We start from the raw sequence: 15,852 nt of genomic DNA, 5'->3' as shown, positions 1-15,852 counted from the left end.
CCACCGACCTAGACCCCCAGGAGAGTCCTTTCATGGGTTCCGTCCAGACCCTGCACGACTTCACGCTGAACCTGCTGAACGACACCGCGGCCCGCGCGGCGTTCGCCAACGACCCGCAGCAGGTGCTGGCCGACGCCGGCCTCGGCGACATCAACGCCGCCGACGTGCACGAGGTCGTCCCGCTGGTGCTCGACTTCGTCCCGGTCGGCACCGTCACCGACCTCACCGGAACCACCGCCGCGACCGCCGACAACCTGGCCGGCTTCGGCGGCGTCACGAACGCCGTCAACGGCACCGACGGCGAGTGCGCCGACGGCGTCCAGGGCGCGATCGACCAGCTCACCGCGCTGACCGCCGGTCTGCCGGTCGCGGTCCCCGGTGCGGGCTCCCTGCCGGGCCTGCCCGAGGCCGGTCTCCCGGCCGTGCCGGGTCTGCCGGAGCTCGGCGGCCTGCCGGAGCTGGGCGACCTGCCCGCCGTCCCGGCCGTGCCCGCCGTGGGCGACCTGCCGGTCGACGTCCCGGGCCTGTCCGGCGTCCCGGCCGTCTCCGACGTGACCGACGTGTCGAACGCCGCCGCCGGCGTGACCGCCCTCGCGCAGAACACCGTCGGCAGCTTCGGCCTGACCGACGACCTTTCGCGTGGCCTCGACGCCGCTTCCGTCGGCCAGGCCGGCGACCTCGCCAACGGCGCCGTCGACAGCGCGACCGACCTGGCCCACAGCGTCCCGGCCGTGGACACCGCCGGTCTGCCCGCCGTCGACTCGGTCCCGGCCGTCGGCGACCTGACCAGCGACCTGCCGCGCGCCGACGGTGTCGCCGGCGACGCCCCGAACTTCCTGTCCACGGTCGGCGACCTCACCAGCGTCATCGGTCAGACGACGGGCGTCGCGGACGTCACCACCAAGGTGCACGACATCGCGGGCAAGGCGCACGACATCGGCAACGGCAACGTCGCGAGCGACGTGACCGACAATGTCGCGACCGACGTCACCGACAACGTCGTGAACGATGTCGCGAACCACGCGGGCGTCAACGACGTGCACGACGTCGTCTCCGGTGTGGCCAACAACATCGGCCACGTGGGCGACATCAACCTCGGGGCCGGCGACATCGCCTCGAACAACGACATCCACATCGGCTGATCCGAACATTTTTCAGCTCTGTGCCAGGGCCCCGCGACCGCCGCAGGTCGCGGGGCCCGCACGGCATGTTGGCCCATGCCACATTGATTCCGCGCTTGGTTAAGGGAACACTGCATCCCCGTGACAGCCCCCGCCTGGCTCGACGTGCTCAACGAGACCTTGGACGCCTGTGCCGCCCACGGTCGCGCCGACCTGGCCGAACGACTCCGGCGCAGACGTGACCAACGGGCGCCGGGCACCCGGATCGCGGTGGTCGGTTTTCCCAAGCAGGGCAAGGGATACCTGCTCAACGCACTGCTGAACGCGCCGGTCTGCGCGGTCGGGGACGCGAGTACGCCCGCCGTTCCCACAGAGATCGGGTACGCCGCCGACCCCGCCGCCATCCTGGTCGGGCACGCGCGGGAGAACGTGCCGGTCGGCGACCTCGCCAAGGAACTCGAGGTCCGGCCGCCCGGGTCGCTGCGCCGGGTCGAAGTCGGCCTGCCGCGCGAACTCCTCGGCACCGGCCTGGTGCTCGTGGACACCCCGGCGATCGGGGATCCCCGGTCCCCGCGCACGGCGGCCACGCTCGACGTCCTCGCCGACGCGCACGCGGTGATCCTCGTCTCCGACGCGACACAGGAACTCCAGCCCGCCGAACTCGCGCTGGCCAGGCACATCCGGACCTGGTGCCCCGCTTTGGTGCTGGCGCTGACCAAGATCGACGTGAGCCCGGACTGGCGTGAACTCGCCGCCCGCAATCGCGCCGCGCTGTCGGAGACCGGTGTCGTCGCCGACGTCTTCCCCGTGTCCGCGACGGTGCGGCAAGCCGCCGCGAAGGCCGGTGACACGGCCCTCAACGGTCGGTCGGGCTTCCCGGAACTCCTGAACTGGGTGGGAGAACAGGCCGCACGCCCGATCGAACGCACCCGCGCCCTCGCCGCCGCGGTGAGTGTGCGCGCGGCGGCGGTCGAACTGGTCGAGACCTTGCAGACCCGGCTGAACGCGGTCTCGCAGGACAACGGCGTCGACCAGGTCACCCTGCTGCACCAGGCACAACGGCGCACCGAGGAACTGCGGCGCCAGAACGTCCGCTGGCAGAACATGTTGTCCGACGAGATCACCGACCTGATCTCCGACGCCGAATACGATCTGCGCGAGCGGACCCGGGTGATCGTGCGGCATGTCGACCGCACCTTCGACGAAGGCGACCCGGTGCAGATCTGGCCGGAGTTCCAGACCTGGCTGGAAGAGAACCTCGCCGAGGCCGTCGAGACGAACTACAACTGGGTGTCCGACCGGTCGGAGTGGATCGCGCAAGCCGTCGCGTCGACCTTCGGGCCGCATTACGGCCACGCCCCGGAACTGCCGCTGACCGGGTCCGGAGTGGACTCGATCCCCGAGGTCGGCACGCCCAAGATCGAGCGGTTCAAGATCGGGCAGAAACTCTTCACCGGCTTGCGCGGTTCCTACGGTGGTGTGCTGATGTTCGGTCTGGTCACCAGTCTCGCCGGGCTGCCCTTGATCAACCCGGTGTCGCTCGGCGCCGGTGTCGCGTTCGCCACCAAGAGCGTGCGTGACGAAGGCGGGATGCGGTTGCAGCGCCGTCAGGCGTTGGCGAAGGCCGCGGCGCAGCGCCATGTGGACGACGTGTTCATCCGGTTCAGCAAGGAGATCAAGGACGAGGTCCGTCAGGTGCAGCGGCGCCTGCGCGACCATTTCGCCGCGCTGTCCGACCAGCTCTCGGAAGAGCTGACGCGGCAACGGGAACTGATCATCGCGGGCTCCGCCGAACGGGACCGGCGTACTCAGCGGGTCAAGAAGGAGATCGACCGGCTGGCCGCCCTGCACCGGAAGGCGGGGGCACTCGGCACCGGCGCCGCGCCGCGCCGGGAGCTGTCGGCGTGACCACGCTCGATGTCCGGGAACTGCTGAACGAGGCCGTCGCGCATTACCGGGACCGTCCGCACGCCGTGGCGATGCTGCGGGAATGCCTGGAGCGGCTGGACGAACCGCTGCGCGTCGGCTTCATCGGCACGCCGGGGACCGGGAAGTCCACTTTGGTCTCCGCCTTGGCGGAATGGCCGACGCGGGCCTTGCGCGAGATCGATCTGTTCGACACTCCGGCTTTCGCCGAACACGTCGACGCGACGGTGCGTTTGGTGCGCCATCTCGAACCCGACGAACTCGCCGGCACTCGGCCGGTGGGCGGTTCGGCGTTCGCGCGGCAGACGGCGGTGAACTCGGTGCTGGTGCTCGGCCGGGCGGACGAGGTCGGCGCGGGCCGGATCGACGCCTTGCTCACCGCGAAACAGCTGGCACGCCGGGCCTGGCGCGAAAACCCGGATTGCGCGGGATTCCAAGGAGTCATCGCGGTCGCCGGACAGCTGGGCTACGCGGGGCGAGCGTTGCGGGACGACGAATTCGAGGTGCTGCGCGCGCTCGCGTCGATCTCCCGGCCGGAGCTGGAGCGGTATCTGCTGTCCGTCGATTCCTTTGTGGACGATCCGTTCCCGGTGCGGGTCTCGCCGGAGTCGCGGAAACACCTGGTGTCGCGGTTCGGACTCTACGGCGTCCGGCTGGCGATCACCCTGATCCGCACCGGCTGTGACAGCAGGCTCAAACTCTCGGCGGAACTCGTGCACCGAAGCGGTCTCGGCGACCTGAGGGACACGCTCGCCGGATGCTTCGTCGCGAGGGCCGAAGCGTTGAAGGCGCGCACGGCGGTGTTGCGGTTGGAAAGCCTTCTCGCCGCGGAACCTCTCCCGCACGGTGACCGGCTGGCCGCCCGTGTGGAACGCTTCGCCGCGGCCGCGCACGACTTCCGGGAACTGCGGCTCATCGCGGGTATCCGCGGTGGCCGCACGGCGTTGTCCGGGGAGAGCGCCGAGGAGGCCGTACGGCTGCTCGGCGCGCAGGGACTCGCGCCCACCGAGCGGCTCGGTCTCGAACCCGACGCGGATCCGGCCGAGATCCACGCGGGTGCCGAAAGCGCCCTCGTCCGCTGGCGGCACGAGGCGGAACGCGCCGACGCCGCGCACGCCGAACGCGCCGCCGCCCGGGTGATCGTGCGCTCGGTCGAGGGACTGCTCAGCCTGTTCGTGGCTTGACGCCCGCCGGTCACCGAGTCACCATAGAGCACTCTATGGCGGCTCTGACCAGGCGAAAGGGGTCCGGCATGCCCGACGACGCGCGTCCGGATGTGCGGCTTCTCGGTGAACTTTTCGCGCACTGGGCGAAGGCGATCCCTGAGCGGGAGGCCCTCTCGTTCCCCGGGCGGCGGCTCACCTGGGCCGAACTCGACGACCGGACGAGGCGCGTCACCGGCGCGCTCGCGGCCGCCGGGATCGGCAGAGGCGACCGGGTCGCCTTCGTCGACAAGAACACGCCCGCCTGCCTGGAGGTGACCTTCGGCGCGTCCTCTCTCGGGGCGGCGAACGCGGTCGTCAACTGGCGTCTCGCCCCTGAGGAACTGGCGTACGTCCTCGGTGACAGTGGCGCGCGGATCGTCTTCGCCGGCCCGGAACTGCTGCCCGCCGTCGAGGCGCTGCGCGATCGGCTGCCGTCGGTCGAGCGCGTGATCGTCGTCGGGGGAGAAGACGACCAGTACGAGGACTTCCTGGCCGGCGCGGCCCCTGCCGAGGTCTCACCCGAGGTCGACGAACACGACGGCGCGCTGATCATCTACACCAGTGGTACCACCGGTTTCCCCAAGGGCGCCGTCCTGACGCACCGGAACCTGCTGGCGCACAGCCGCAACGCCGGTGCCGCGTTCCCGATGGGCGACGGCGACCGCAACCTGGTCGCGATGCCGCTGTTCCACGTCGGTGGGAGTTGTTACGCGATCATCGGTTTCCATTACGGGCAGCCGACGACGATGACCCGCGAGCCCGACGGCAGGTCGTTGCTGGGCGCGCTCGCCGAAGGCGTCACGCACGCGTTCCTGGTGCCCGCCGTGGTCGCCGGCATCATGCAGGCGGGGGAGCAGGCCGTCGCCGCGTTCAAGCGGTTGAAGTACCTGGGCTACGGCGCTTCGCCGATGCCGCTCCCGTTGCTGCGCAAGGCACTCGCGGCCTGGCCGGACACCCGGTTCGTGCAGGTCTACGGCATGACCGAGCTGTCCGGGGTGGTGACGACGCTCGATCCGGACGCGCATCGCGACCCCGCCCGGCCCGAGCGGCTGGCGTCGGCGGGCACGGTGCTCCCCGCGGTGGGGATGCGCGTCGTGGACCCGGCGACCCTCGAAGACGTCGAGCCGGGGACCCCTGGCGAACTGTGGTTCCGCACCGATCAGGCGATGGCAGGCTATCTGGGCAAACCCGAGGCGACGGCCGAGACGATCGTCGACGGCTGGGTCCGCAGCGGTGACGTCGGCAGGGTCGACGACGGAGGTTTCGTCTTCATCGAAGACCGCGTGAAGGACATGATCATCACCGGTGGCGAGAACGTCTACTCGCCGGAGGTGGAGCGGGTCATCGCCGAACATCCCGCGGTCGGCGAGGTCGCCGTGATCGGGATCCCCGACGACCGCTGGGGAGAGCAGGTCAAGGCCGTCGTCGCCCCGGCTCCGGGAGAGCGCGTCGACGCCGACGAACTCGTCGAGTACTGCCGGGAACGACTGGCGCATTACAAATGCCCGCGCACGGTCGAGCTCGTGGAGGCGTTGCCGCGCAACGCGACCGGCAAGATCCTCAAACGCACGTTGCGGCGCCCGTACTGGGAGGGGCGGGAGCGCGCGGTCTGATGCCTTCCACGGTCAGCCGCGAGCAGTACTTCGATGCGGCGCTGGAGATCCTCGCGGAGTCCGGGTTCGCCGGGCTCAACGTCGGCGCGCTCGGCAGACGCCTCGGCGTCACCAGCGGATCCTTCTACCACCATTTCGGCGGCTGGCCCGGATTCGTGGGCGCCTTGCTCGACTTCTGGGCGCAGCGGCAGGTCCGGATCCTGCGGGAACTGGACTTCGGTTCCGGCGGTCCCGAGGCGGATTTCGCCGCGCTGATGAGCCTGACGCGCGGACTCCGCCATCGCGCGGAGGCGGCCATCCGCGCCTGGGCGGCGAACGACGAAACCGTTCGCGTGGCGCAGAAACGCGTCGATGACGCCCGGGTGAAGACGGTCGGGAGGGTGGTGGCCGAGCTGATCCCCGACCGGCGTCGCGCGGAGGTCGTGACCTCGCTCGGGCTGGCGATGCTGGTGGGCTACCAGCAGGTGGCGTCGGCGGGTGGGTTCACCGACCTCGGCGAGATCCTGGACGAGTACACGCGGCTGGTGCTCGCCGGCTAGCGGGGAGGAGTGCCTGATCCACCGTCGTCGTGAGTGGCGTTTCGGGTTCTAACCCGAAACGCCACTCACGACCACCGTGAGGTTCAGCGGTCGCGCGTGATCGGACGGACGACACGCACGTAGGCGGGACCCGGCTAGGCGTTGCCGAGCACTCGCGTCACGGTGATCTCGATGACCACCCGCTCAGGGTTGGGCTTGGGCTGCCGGTAGCGCGCGGCGTAGCGATTCTCGGCGTCGCTTACGGACTCCGGGTCTTCGCGCAGTACGGCGCGTCCCTCCAAAGTGGACCACCGGGGCCCGTCGAGCTGGCAGGCGGCGACCGGAATGCCGTTTTCGCCCGCTTCCTTGACCAGGCGTGCCTTCTTGGACGAGCGGAAGGTGATCACCCGGGCGATTCCGGCCTCGAAGTCCACCGTGACCCCGACCGCGACGACGTGCGGGGTCCCGTCCGGGCGGACGGTGGTCAGGGTGGCGAGATGCCGTTCGGTCCAGAATTCCCGGAAGGCTTCGCCGCGTTCGCTCAGGTCGATCTTCATGGGGTCAACGCTAGGCCGCTGTTCACGTAGGCGTCATTTGAGGTAATAGTAAGGAAACTTTCTTAACTCTCTTGTTTTTGCCCGATCCGGATGTCACTCTCGGAACGCGCCGCCGCCACCAACGACGTTTCCGGAGGAGCCATGAGAAAGACCGTTCGGACAGTGCTGGCCGCGGCCGTGCTGACCGCCGGGCTGGTCGCCACGACCGCCCCCGCCACCGCGGCGACCACTCAGGGGACGCCTTACCTGCCGGGCGTTCTGCGTCCGTCGGCGAGCCAGTCGGCGCAGGACGCGGCGCTGGCCAAGTACTACGACTTCTGGAAGAAGAACTTCCTGACCACCAAGTGCGGCACGGGCACCTACGCGGTCAAGGCGCCGGACGCCGACCACGCCTTCGTCGCCGAGGGTCAGGGCTACGGCATGACGATCGCGGCCATGATGGGCGACAAGGACCCGCAGGCGCGCACGGTCTTCGACGGCATCCTCAAGTTCGTGAAGGCGCACCCGTCCGTGATCGACAAGGACCTGCACGCCGCCGAACAGGACCCGAACTGCAAGAGCGTCAACGGCGGCGACTCCGCGACCGACGGCGACCTCGAGATCGCCTACGGCCTGCTCATCGCCGACAAGGTCTGGGGAAGCGGGGGCTCGGTCAACTACAAGGCCGAGGCGCTGCGGATCATCAAGGCGATCAAGCGCAGCGAGGTCAACCCCGACACCAAGTTCATGCGGCTGGCGGACTGGGCCGACAGCGGCAAGTACATCAACAGCTCGCGCTCCTCGGACTGGATGCCGGGGCACCTTCGCGCGTTCGAAAAGGCCACTGGGGACTCGTTCTGGGGGCAGGTGCGAGCCAGGCAGGAGAAGGCCGTCACGCAGCTGCAGGAGAAGTACGCGCCGAAGACCGGCCTCATCCCGGACTTCGTCGTCGGCACCAACGCCACGCCGAAGCCCGCGCCGTCGGACTTCATGGAGGACCACCCGCAGCACTTCAGCTGGAACGCCTGCCGTGACCCGTGGCGCCTCGGCGTCGACGGCGTCACCGTGTCGGGCAGCCCGGCGCAGGGTCAGGTGCGGAAGATGAACACCTGGATCCAGCAGGCCACCGGTGGCGACCCCGCCAAGATCAACCAGGGTTACACGCTGTCGGGCTCCAAGATCTCGGGCGAGTCCGGCGAGCACCCCTGCTTCACCGCGTCGTTCGCCATCGCGGCGATGAACGACCCGGGCAGCCAGGCCTGGCTGGACAAGCTGTGGACCCGTGTCACGTCCTGGTCGCCGCAGGCCGACGACTACTACGGCACCGGCATCACCGTGCAGGTCCTGATCATCCTCTCGGGGAACTACATCGCGGTCTGATCCGGCGGTGACCACCGCTTACTGAAGTGTCATGAAAGGGCTGTTCAGGACATCTTTTGTCCTGAACGGCCCTTTCATGACATCTGACCGGACAAGATTTCAACAGCCAGTTGACCTCTTCAACACCCAGTTGTAGCGTCGGCGACCACCCGAAGCCCCCGTGGAGGTCCGTCATGCCGTCGACGCCGCTCACCCTGAACCGAACCTGGCGCCTGGCCGTGCTCACCGGCCTGGCCGCGCTCGTCACCGCGGCCTGCGGAGGCGGGCCCGACGGCGCCGGCGGCCAGGAACCCGCGGCCCCCGGCGCGCCCGCCGCGATCCCGGACACGACCGCGCTGATCGAGTCCGTCCAGAAGGACGCCGCCGTCGCCGGCACCCTGCCCGCGAAGTACACGCAGGCCGGGATGCTGCACCTGGCCTCGAACCTGCAGTCCGCGCCGAACAACTTCTACGCCGCCGACGGCAAGACCTCGATCGGCTACGAGGTCGACCTCGCCAAGGCCATCGGCAAGAAGCTGGGCGTCGCCGTGCACCACCAGGACATGGCGTTCGGTTCGCTGATCACGAGCCTCCAGTCCGGCCGCGTCGACCTCACGATGGCCGCGATGAACGACACGAAGACCCGTCAGGCGCAGATCGATTTCGTCGACTACTTCTCGTCCGGCATCACGATCATGGTCCGCAAGGGCAACCCCGACCGGATCTCCGGCCCGGACACGTTGTGCGGCAAGAACGTCGCGGTGGTGCAGGGCACGAGCCACCAGAAGTTCGCCGAAGAACAGAACGGCAAATGCGCGCAAGCGGGCAAGCCCGCGCTGACCGTCACCGCGACCGATTCCGACACCCAGAACCAGAACCAGCTCCGCACCGGCCGGGTCGCCGCCATCCTCAACGACCTGCCCAGCGCGGTCTACATCTCGCGGACCGCGGGCGAGGGCAAGTTCTTCGAGGTCGTCCCCGGCGAGCCGATCAACGGCGGGCCGTACGGGATCGGCGTCAACAAGGAGAACAAGCCGCTCGCCGAGTCGATCCAGAAGGCACTGCAGTCGCTGATCGCCGACGGCGGCTACGGCAAGATCCTCCAGGCCTGGGGCGTCGAGCAGGGCGCGCTCAAGGAGGCGAAGCTCAATGGCGGAAGTTGAGCCGCTGCCGATCGTCCGGCGCAAACACTGGGGCCGGTGGGTCAGCGCCGCGATCATCCTGGCGCTGCTGATCCTGCTCGGGATCGCGCTCGGCAACGCCCAGATCCAGTGGGATTCGGTCCCCGAGTTCCTGTGGTACCGCGTGATGGCGGTCGGCCTGCTCAACACCGTGCTGCTCGCGGTGATCGCGCAGACATCGGCGATCGTCATCGGGATCGTGATCGCGTTGATGCGCCGGTCGGCGAATCCGGTGGCACGCTGGTTCGCGGCGGGCTACATCTGGCTGTTCCGCGGGCTTCCGGTGCTGTTGCAGATCTTGATCTGGTACAACCTGGCGCTGGTCTTCGAGTTCATCTCGATCCCGCTGCCGTTCGGCGGCCACCTGCTGCACGAGCAGACCAACGTGCTGATCACCGCCTTCACCGCCGCGCTGCTCGGCCTGGCGCTCAATGAGAGCGCGTACATGGCGGAGATCGTCCGCGCCGGGCTGAACAGTGTCGACAGTGGACAGACCGAGGCGGCGAAGTCGATCGGGATGTCGCCGGGCGCGACACTGCGCCGCGTGGTGCTGCCGCAGGCGATGCGGGTGATCATCCCGCCGACCGGCAACGATTTCATCAACATGCTCAAGGGCACGTCGATGGCGTCGGTGATCGGCGTGACCGAACTGATCCACGCCGCCAACAACATCTCGTCCAACAACCTGCTGGTGATGGAGACCCTGCTGGCCGCCGCCGTCTGGTACATGGTCGTGGTGACCGTCGCCGGGGTGGGGCAGCACTACCTGGAGCGCGCCTTCGACTCCGAAGACCGGTCGCGGAGCGCGTTCTCCCGCGCCGCCAAGGCCCTGCGCACCGCGCCATTGGTGAGGAGTGAACGTGTCTGAGCCACTGCTCAAGGCCGTCGGCGTCCGCAAGAGCTACGGCCACACCGAGGTGCTGGGCGGCATCGACCTCGAAGTCCACAAAGGACAGGTCGTCTGCCTGCTCGGCCCGTCCGGCGCGGGGAAGAGCACCTTCCTGCGCTGTGTCAACCATCTGGAGACGATCGACGCCGGGCAGGTCTGGGTCGACGGCGAGCCGATCGGGTTCCGGCTGCGCGACGGCAAACTGTACGAGCTGAAGGAACGCGAGGTCGCCCGGCAGCGGCGTGACATCGGCATGGTGTTCCAGCGCTTCAACCTGTTCGGTCACCGGACGGCGCTGCAGAACGTCGTCGAGGGGCCGGTGCGCGTGCTCGGCGTCCCTCTGGACGAGGCCCGGGAGCAAGCACTCGACCTCCTCGACCGGGTCGGCCTCGCGCACCGCGCCGACGCGTACCCGGCGCAGCTTTCGGGCGGGCAGCAGCAGCGGGTCGCGATCGCCCGGTCGCTCGCGATGAAACCGAAGCTGATGCTGTTCGACGAGCCGACGTCGGCGCTCGACCCGGAACTCGTGGGCGAGGTGCTGGCGGTGATGGGTACGTTGGCCGCGGAGGGGATGACGATGGTCGTGGTGACGCACGAGATGGGGTTCGCGGCCGAGGCCGCGGACGAGGTGGTGTTCATGGCCGACGGCACGGTCGTCGAGACCGGTCCGCCGGGGGAGCTCCCGAGCTCCCCGAAGCACGAGCGGACCAAGCAGTTCCTGGCCAGGGTCCTCGCATGACGCGGATCTCGCCGCGGTACCTGCTGCAGTTCGGCGAGCCCGCCGGGTACCTCGACTTCGCCCGGTTCGGACCGCCGTCGCACGCCGTGCTCGACACGACGGCGAGCCTGCTGGACGCTTCGACCAAGGCCGGTCCGTCCACTGTGGACGACTTGATGCGGCAGGAGACCAGGGCCAAGGCCGCCGCGGCGCGGCTTTCCGGCAGCGACACCGACCACACGGTGCTGTTGCCGCACACCAGTCTCGGCCTGTTCCAGGCGGCGTTCAACGCGCCGGGCGGTGAGGCGCTGGTGTCGGCGGCGGAGTTCCCGGCCAACACCTACCCGTGGGCGCGTGCGGAACAGGCGGGGCGGCTGACCGTGCGGCGGCTGCTGCTGGGCAACGTCACCGCGGACGCGGTCAAGGCGGCGCTGACGCCGGAGACGTCGCTGGTCAGCGTGAGCGCTGTCGACTTCCGCACCGGGTACCGCGCCGATCTGGCGACCATCCGCGAGGTGGTGGGGGACCGGCTCCTCGTGGTGGACGGGATTCAGGGCTTCGGCGTGACCGAGGCGCCGTGGGAGGTCGCGGACGTGCTCGTCGTCGGCGGGCAGAAATGGCTGCGGGCGGGCTGGGGCACCGGCTTCGCCGTGCTGTCGGATCGCGCGCTGGAGCGGATGGAGCCGATCCTTTCCGGCTGGACCGGCGCCCGCGACCCCGGCCTGTTCGACGACGAGATCCATCCGGCCGACGACACCGCGGCCGCGTGGTCGATCTCGAACCTGAGCCCGATCACCTCGGGCGCGTTCGCGGCCGCGCTGGAACTGGTCGAGGAAGCGGGCGTCGGCGCCATCGCCGGGCGGATCGCCGAACGGATCGGCGAACTCGAAGAAGTCGTGAAATCGGTTGGTGGCGAGGTGGTTTCCGCCGTCGAGCGACGGGCCGGGATCCTCGCCTTCACACTGGCGGGGCACGCGGCCGAACAGGTGGGTTCCGCGCTGGCGAACGCCGGGATCGCGGCCACCGTGCGGCCGGAACACGTCCGGCTGTCGCCGCACGCGTCCACTCCGGCGAGTGCGGCGGACCAGGTGCGTTCGGCGTTGGAACGGCTGAAGAAGCCGGCTCGTGTCTTCGAAGCGCCCGTTGTCACGTCCGCGGCCTCCGGCGATCTGCTCACCGCGCTCGTCCCGGCGGTGCACGCGCTCGCCGCGATGCTGGGGCCGGGCAACGAAGTCCTGCTGCACGATCTGAGCAGGCTGCCGGACTCGATCGTCGCCATCGCGGGCGATCTCACCGGCCGGACGGTCGGCGGGCCGATGACGGATCTGCTGCTGGGGCTCGTCCGCCGGGGTACGACGCAGGATCTGACGAACTACGAGACCCACGGCCCCGACGGGCGCGCGATCCGCTCGTCGACGTTGTTCCTGCGGGACGCGGACGGGGTCGCGATCGGCTGCCTGTGCGTCAACCGGCTGTCCGACGGCGCGCCGAAGGCCAACGGGCACGAGCCCGAGACGTTCCCGCCGGACGTCGACAGCCTGCAACGGTTCCTGGTCGGGCGCGCGGTGGCGAAGGCGGGGATCCCGGTGGACCTGATGAAGAAACGCCACAAGGCGGCCGTGGTCCGGGAACTGGACGAGGCGGGGTTCTTCCTCATCAAGGACTCGGTGGACCACCTCGCCGGGGAACTCGACGTCACGCGATACACCATCTACAACTACCTGAACGAGATCCGGGGCACCTGACGCGCGTGCCATGAAAGGTCCTTTCCTTGCAAATTTTGCAAGGAAAGGACCTTTCATGGCGTTCCTGAGGGACTACGGGAGGAAGGACTCCACGGCATCGGCGGCCCGCTCGATCCCGCCGTTCCCGCGGGTCTCGGCCCGCACCTCGGCCAGCCGCGCGGCCACCGAGGGCGAACCGGCCACCCGCTCGACGGCGGCACGCAGCGTCGATGCCGTCACCTCGTCGGCCGGAAGCTGTTCACCGACGCCGAGTTCGGCCAGTTTCGCCGCGTTGCCGAAACCGTCGGTCGCCAGCGGGATCGCGACGGTCGGCACGCCGTACCACAGCGATTCCGTGCTGCCGCCCATACCGGCGTGCGTGATGAACGCCGACGCGGCCTCCAGCACCGCGAGTTGCGGCACGAACGACCGCACCTCGATGTGCTCCGGCAGCGGCCCGAGCGCGGCCGGATCGGTCTGTCCGATCGATATGACCACGTGCCAGTCCGAGTCGCGGAACCCGTCGACGCACGCGCGGAACAGGTCGAGCTGGTCGGTGAACGCCGTGCCGAGCGACATCAGGAGGACCTTCCGGCCGCTCGACGGCGGGGTCCAGCTCCGATCGGCCAGACGTTCCGGGTCCAGTGCCGGGCCGACGAACCGCACCGACGACGGCACCCGCTCGACGTTGGGCTGCATCGCCCTCGGCAGCAGCGCGAGCACCTGCTCCGGATGGGAGATCCAGTCCCAGGCGTCGGCCTCGATGCCGTTCTCGTTCAGCCAGCGGGTGAACGTGGCGAAATAGTCCTTTCCGGACGGTGAGGTCCGGATCGCGGTGACGATCTCGCCCATGTCCTCCTCGTAGCCTTCCCAGGCGACATACGTCGGGGAAAGCTGCACCGCGGGAACGCCGTAACGCCTCGCCAGCAGCGGCCCCGGAAGCCCGCCGATGTCGTACAGCACCAGATCCGGGCGGTTGTCGTCGTAGAAGTCGGTGAGCACCGGCATCGCCTGGATGCCTTCGTCGAGGAAGACCCGCATCTGCGACGCCGGATCCTCCGGCCACGCCGACTGATCACCGAGCGGGAGGATCGAGGGGTGCGAGACGACCTCGGCCCCGGTCGGCGCGATCAACCCGGTGAGCGGCTCGCCCACGGCGTAGCTGACCCGATGCCCGCGAGCGACGAGCTCGCGGATGATCGCCAACGAGGGATAGATGTGACTCGGCGCGGTGGAGCCGATCATGGCGATGTGCTGGTTCTGCATGTGTCCTGTCCGGATCCGTGAAGTGGGGTCAGAGGGCGCGAACGCGGATGCGGCGGATCATGATCGACAGCCTAGCGAGGCCCGCGAGGCCTCCCAACCGATTAACCGGTTGCCCGGTTTGCCGCGATCGGGACCCGCCGTTGGTAGGGACCTTCGCCGGAAGGCTTCCGCAGGTCATGGACGTGGATAGGGTTTCGGGGCTTTCACCTTTGGAGGGAAAGGGAGAAACCTTGAGACGTGTTCTCATCACCGCGCTGACCGCGGCCACGCTCGCCTCGGTCGCGGTGACCGCGCCCGCCGGCGCGGCGGAGGCGGCGCAGCCCGTCGAGACGATCACCTGGGGAGCGTGCACCGACCCGACGTTGATCAACGCCGGTGCCGAATGCGGTCACCTGTCCGTTCCACTGGACTATTCGAGGCCGCGCGGCGAGAAGATCCAGCTCGCGCTCAGCCGCGTCAAGCACAAGACACCCGAGGCGCAGTACCAGGGCGTCATGCTCACGAATCCGGGCGGCCCCGGTGGTTCCGGGCTGCTGCTCGCCACCCGCGGCACCCGCGTGCCGAACCACGCGGGCGACGCCTACGACTGGGTCGGCTTCGACCCGCGCGGCGTCGGCTCCAGCAAACCCGCGCTTTCGTGCATCCCGGACTACATGGACTACAACCGGCCGAACTATGTGCCGACGACGCGGCAGCTGGAGAAGACCTGGCTGCAGCGCTCGAAGTCCTACGCCGACGCGTGCGCGGAGAAGAACAGCCGCGCGCTGCTGGAGAACATCAAGACGACCGACACGGTCAAGGACATGGACAGTATCCGCAAGGCCCTCCGCGTGGAGCAGCTGAACTTCTACGGGTACTCCTACGGCACGTATCTCGGCCAGGTCTACGGGACGCTGTTCCCGCAGCACGTCCGGCGGATGGTCCTCGATTCCACTGTGGACCCCCGCAACGTCTGGTACCAGGCGAATCTCAACCAGGACGTGGCCTTCGACGTCAACCTGAACATCTGGTTCGGCTGGGTCGCGCAGCACGACGACGTCTATCACCTCGGCAAGACGCAGGCCGCGGTGAAGCAGGTCTTCAACGAGCAGTTGAAGAAGGTGGCCGCCGTTCCGGCCGGTGGTTTCATCGGACCGGACGAACTCCTCGACGTCTTCCAGCAGGCGTCGTACTACCAGCTGCGCTGGACACTGCTCGGTGACGCGCTCGCGAAGTTCGTCAACAAGGGCGACTGGCAGACGATGAAGGGTCTGTTCGAGGCCTTCGGCGGACGTGGCGACGACAACGGGTACGCCGTCTACCTCGCCGTCCAGTGCACGGACGTGAAGTGGCCGCCGAGCTGGCAGCAGTGGAAGCGCGACAACTGGCGCACGTATGAGAAGGCGCCGTACTTCACGTGGCAGAACGCCTGGTTCAACGCGCCTTGCCTGTACTGGCCCGCGAAGCCTGCCAAGCCGGTGAAGGTCGACGGCTCGAAGGTGCCGAGTGTGCTGATGATCGGCGAGACGCTCGACGCGGCGACGCCGTACGAGGGCAGCCTCGAGGTGCGCAGCCGGTTCCCCGGCGCTCGCCTGATCGGTGAGCCGGGCGGCACGAGCCACGCCATCACCCCGCGCGGAAACGCTTGCGTCGACAACCGGATCGCCGACTACCTGGCGACCGGGGCGCTGCCCGACCGCAAGCCGGGACGCACCGCCGACGTCGAGTGCGCGCCGTTGCCGCTCCCGGTGCCGCCTCCGGCACCCGCTTCGGTTCCTCAGGCCGCCACCTCCCGGGTGCCCGCCTAAGCAATGCGC

The 15,852-nt window shown here is 69.1% G+C and carries 13 protein-coding genes; 11 read left to right on the top strand and 2 right to left on the bottom strand.

What is annotated here, in order from left to right:
* Nucleotides 1-32: 32 nt before the first annotated feature.
* The 5 genes from AB8M46_RS37475 to AB8M46_RS37455 all read left to right on the top strand — a co-directional run bounded on the left by AB8M46_RS37475 (nt 33) and on the right by AB8M46_RS37455 (nt 6,404).
* Nucleotides 33-1,142 (top strand): IniB N-terminal domain-containing protein, encoded by a 1,110-nt coding sequence (locus AB8M46_RS37475; protein ID WP_394363251.1) that lies wholly within the window; start codon nt 33-35, stop codon nt 1,140-1,142.
* A gap of 120 nt (nt 1,143-1,262) precedes the next feature.
* Nucleotides 1,263-3,029 (top strand): dynamin family protein, encoded by a 1,767-nt coding sequence (locus AB8M46_RS37470; RefSeq protein ID WP_394363250.1) that lies wholly within the window; start codon nt 1,263-1,265, stop codon nt 3,027-3,029.
* Nucleotides 3,026-4,231, top strand: coding sequence for a GTPase (locus tag AB8M46_RS37465; RefSeq protein WP_394363249.1), 1,206 nt, complete (start codon nt 3,026-3,028; stop codon nt 4,229-4,231). The genes AB8M46_RS37470 and AB8M46_RS37465 overlap by 4 nt, the downstream gene beginning before the upstream one ends.
* Before the next feature lie 68 nt (nt 4,232-4,299).
* The gene (locus tag AB8M46_RS37460) at nt 4,300-5,865 is read left to right on the top strand and encodes a long-chain-fatty-acid--CoA ligase (protein WP_394363248.1); all 1,566 of its coding nucleotides are present in this window, start codon (nt 4,300-4,302) and stop codon (nt 5,863-5,865) included.
* Nucleotides 5,865-6,404: a TetR/AcrR family transcriptional regulator gene (locus AB8M46_RS37455; protein ID WP_037346548.1), complete on the top strand. Its 540-nt coding sequence runs from the start codon at nt 5,865-5,867 to the stop codon at nt 6,402-6,404. The genes AB8M46_RS37460 and AB8M46_RS37455 overlap by 1 nt, the downstream gene beginning before the upstream one ends.
* A 134-nt stretch (nt 6,405-6,538) precedes the next feature.
* Here the strand turns inward: AB8M46_RS37455 and AB8M46_RS37450 are convergent, their stop codons facing one another.
* On the bottom strand, nt 6,539-6,940 hold the full coding sequence (locus AB8M46_RS37450; protein ID WP_394363247.1) for a PPOX class F420-dependent oxidoreductase: 402 nt from the start codon (nt 6,938-6,940) through the stop codon (nt 6,539-6,541).
* 141 nt (nt 6,941-7,081) lie between these two features.
* Between AB8M46_RS37450 and AB8M46_RS37445 the strand changes: the two genes are divergently transcribed.
* The 5 genes from AB8M46_RS37445 to AB8M46_RS37425 all read left to right on the top strand — a co-directional run bounded on the left by AB8M46_RS37445 (nt 7,082) and on the right by AB8M46_RS37425 (nt 12,811).
* A complete protein-coding gene (locus tag AB8M46_RS37445) occupies nt 7,082-8,299 on the top strand; it encodes a glycosyl hydrolase family 8 (RefSeq protein WP_037346977.1) in 1,218 nt (405 codons plus the stop codon).
* A gap of 173 nt (nt 8,300-8,472) precedes the next feature.
* A complete protein-coding gene (locus tag AB8M46_RS37440) occupies nt 8,473-9,441 on the top strand; it encodes an ABC transporter substrate-binding protein (protein ID WP_394363246.1) in 969 nt (322 codons plus the stop codon).
* The gene (locus AB8M46_RS37435; protein WP_394363245.1) at nt 9,428-10,327 is read left to right on the top strand and encodes an amino acid ABC transporter permease; all 900 of its coding nucleotides are present in this window, start codon (nt 9,428-9,430) and stop codon (nt 10,325-10,327) included. The genes AB8M46_RS37440 and AB8M46_RS37435 overlap by 14 nt, the downstream gene beginning before the upstream one ends.
* Nucleotides 10,320-11,087, top strand: coding sequence for an amino acid ABC transporter ATP-binding protein (locus AB8M46_RS37430; protein ID WP_394363244.1), 768 nt, complete (start codon nt 10,320-10,322; stop codon nt 11,085-11,087). Before AB8M46_RS37435 ends, AB8M46_RS37430 begins: the two co-directional genes overlap by 8 nt.
* Nucleotides 11,084-12,811 (top strand): aminotransferase class V-fold PLP-dependent enzyme, encoded by a 1,728-nt coding sequence (locus AB8M46_RS37425; RefSeq protein WP_394363243.1) that lies wholly within the window; start codon nt 11,084-11,086, stop codon nt 12,809-12,811. The genes AB8M46_RS37430 and AB8M46_RS37425 overlap by 4 nt, the downstream gene beginning before the upstream one ends.
* 72 nt (nt 12,812-12,883) lie before the next feature.
* Here the strand turns inward: AB8M46_RS37425 and AB8M46_RS37420 are convergent, their stop codons facing one another.
* Nucleotides 12,884-14,056 (bottom strand): macrolide family glycosyltransferase, encoded by a 1,173-nt coding sequence (locus AB8M46_RS37420; protein ID WP_394363242.1) that lies wholly within the window; start codon nt 14,054-14,056, stop codon nt 12,884-12,886.
* 230 nt (nt 14,057-14,286) lie between these two features.
* Between AB8M46_RS37420 and AB8M46_RS37415 the strand changes: the two genes are divergently transcribed.
* The gene (locus AB8M46_RS37415; RefSeq protein ID WP_394363241.1) at nt 14,287-15,843 is read left to right on the top strand and encodes an alpha/beta hydrolase; all 1,557 of its coding nucleotides are present in this window, start codon (nt 14,287-14,289) and stop codon (nt 15,841-15,843) included.
* Nucleotides 15,844-15,852: the final 9 nt, after the last annotated feature.

This window comes from Amycolatopsis sp. SB7-3, assembly GCF_041021335.1.
Lineage (GTDB): Bacteria > Actinomycetota > Actinomycetes > Mycobacteriales > Pseudonocardiaceae > Amycolatopsis > Amycolatopsis japonica.
The sequence above is the reverse complement of the archived record's forward strand: the minus strand, read 5'-3'. Positions and strand labels throughout refer to the sequence as shown.

Coding starts and splice junctions, on each gene's coding strand:
- AB8M46_RS37475 (WP_394363251.1), top strand. CDS start 33: ATGGGTTCCGTCCAGACCCTGCACGACTTCACGCTGAACCTGCTGAAC.
- AB8M46_RS37460 (WP_394363248.1), top strand. CDS start 4,300: ATGCCCGACGACGCGCGTCCGGATGTGCGGCTTCTCGGTGAACTTTTC.
- AB8M46_RS37455 (WP_037346548.1), top strand. CDS start 5,865: ATGCCTTCCACGGTCAGCCGCGAGCAGTACTTCGATGCGGCGCTGGAG.
- AB8M46_RS37450 (WP_394363247.1), bottom strand. CDS start 6,940: ATGAAGATCGACCTGAGCGAACGCGGCGAAGCCTTCCGGGAATTCTGG.
- AB8M46_RS37445 (WP_037346977.1), top strand. CDS start 7,082: ATGAGAAAGACCGTTCGGACAGTGCTGGCCGCGGCCGTGCTGACCGCC.
- AB8M46_RS37440 (WP_394363246.1), top strand. CDS start 8,473: ATGCCGTCGACGCCGCTCACCCTGAACCGAACCTGGCGCCTGGCCGTG.
- AB8M46_RS37435 (WP_394363245.1), top strand. CDS start 9,428: ATGGCGGAAGTTGAGCCGCTGCCGATCGTCCGGCGCAAACACTGGGGC.
- AB8M46_RS37425 (WP_394363243.1), top strand. CDS start 11,084: ATGACGCGGATCTCGCCGCGGTACCTGCTGCAGTTCGGCGAGCCCGCC.
- AB8M46_RS37420 (WP_394363242.1), bottom strand. CDS start 14,056: ATGCAGAACCAGCACATCGCCATGATCGGCTCCACCGCGCCGAGTCAC.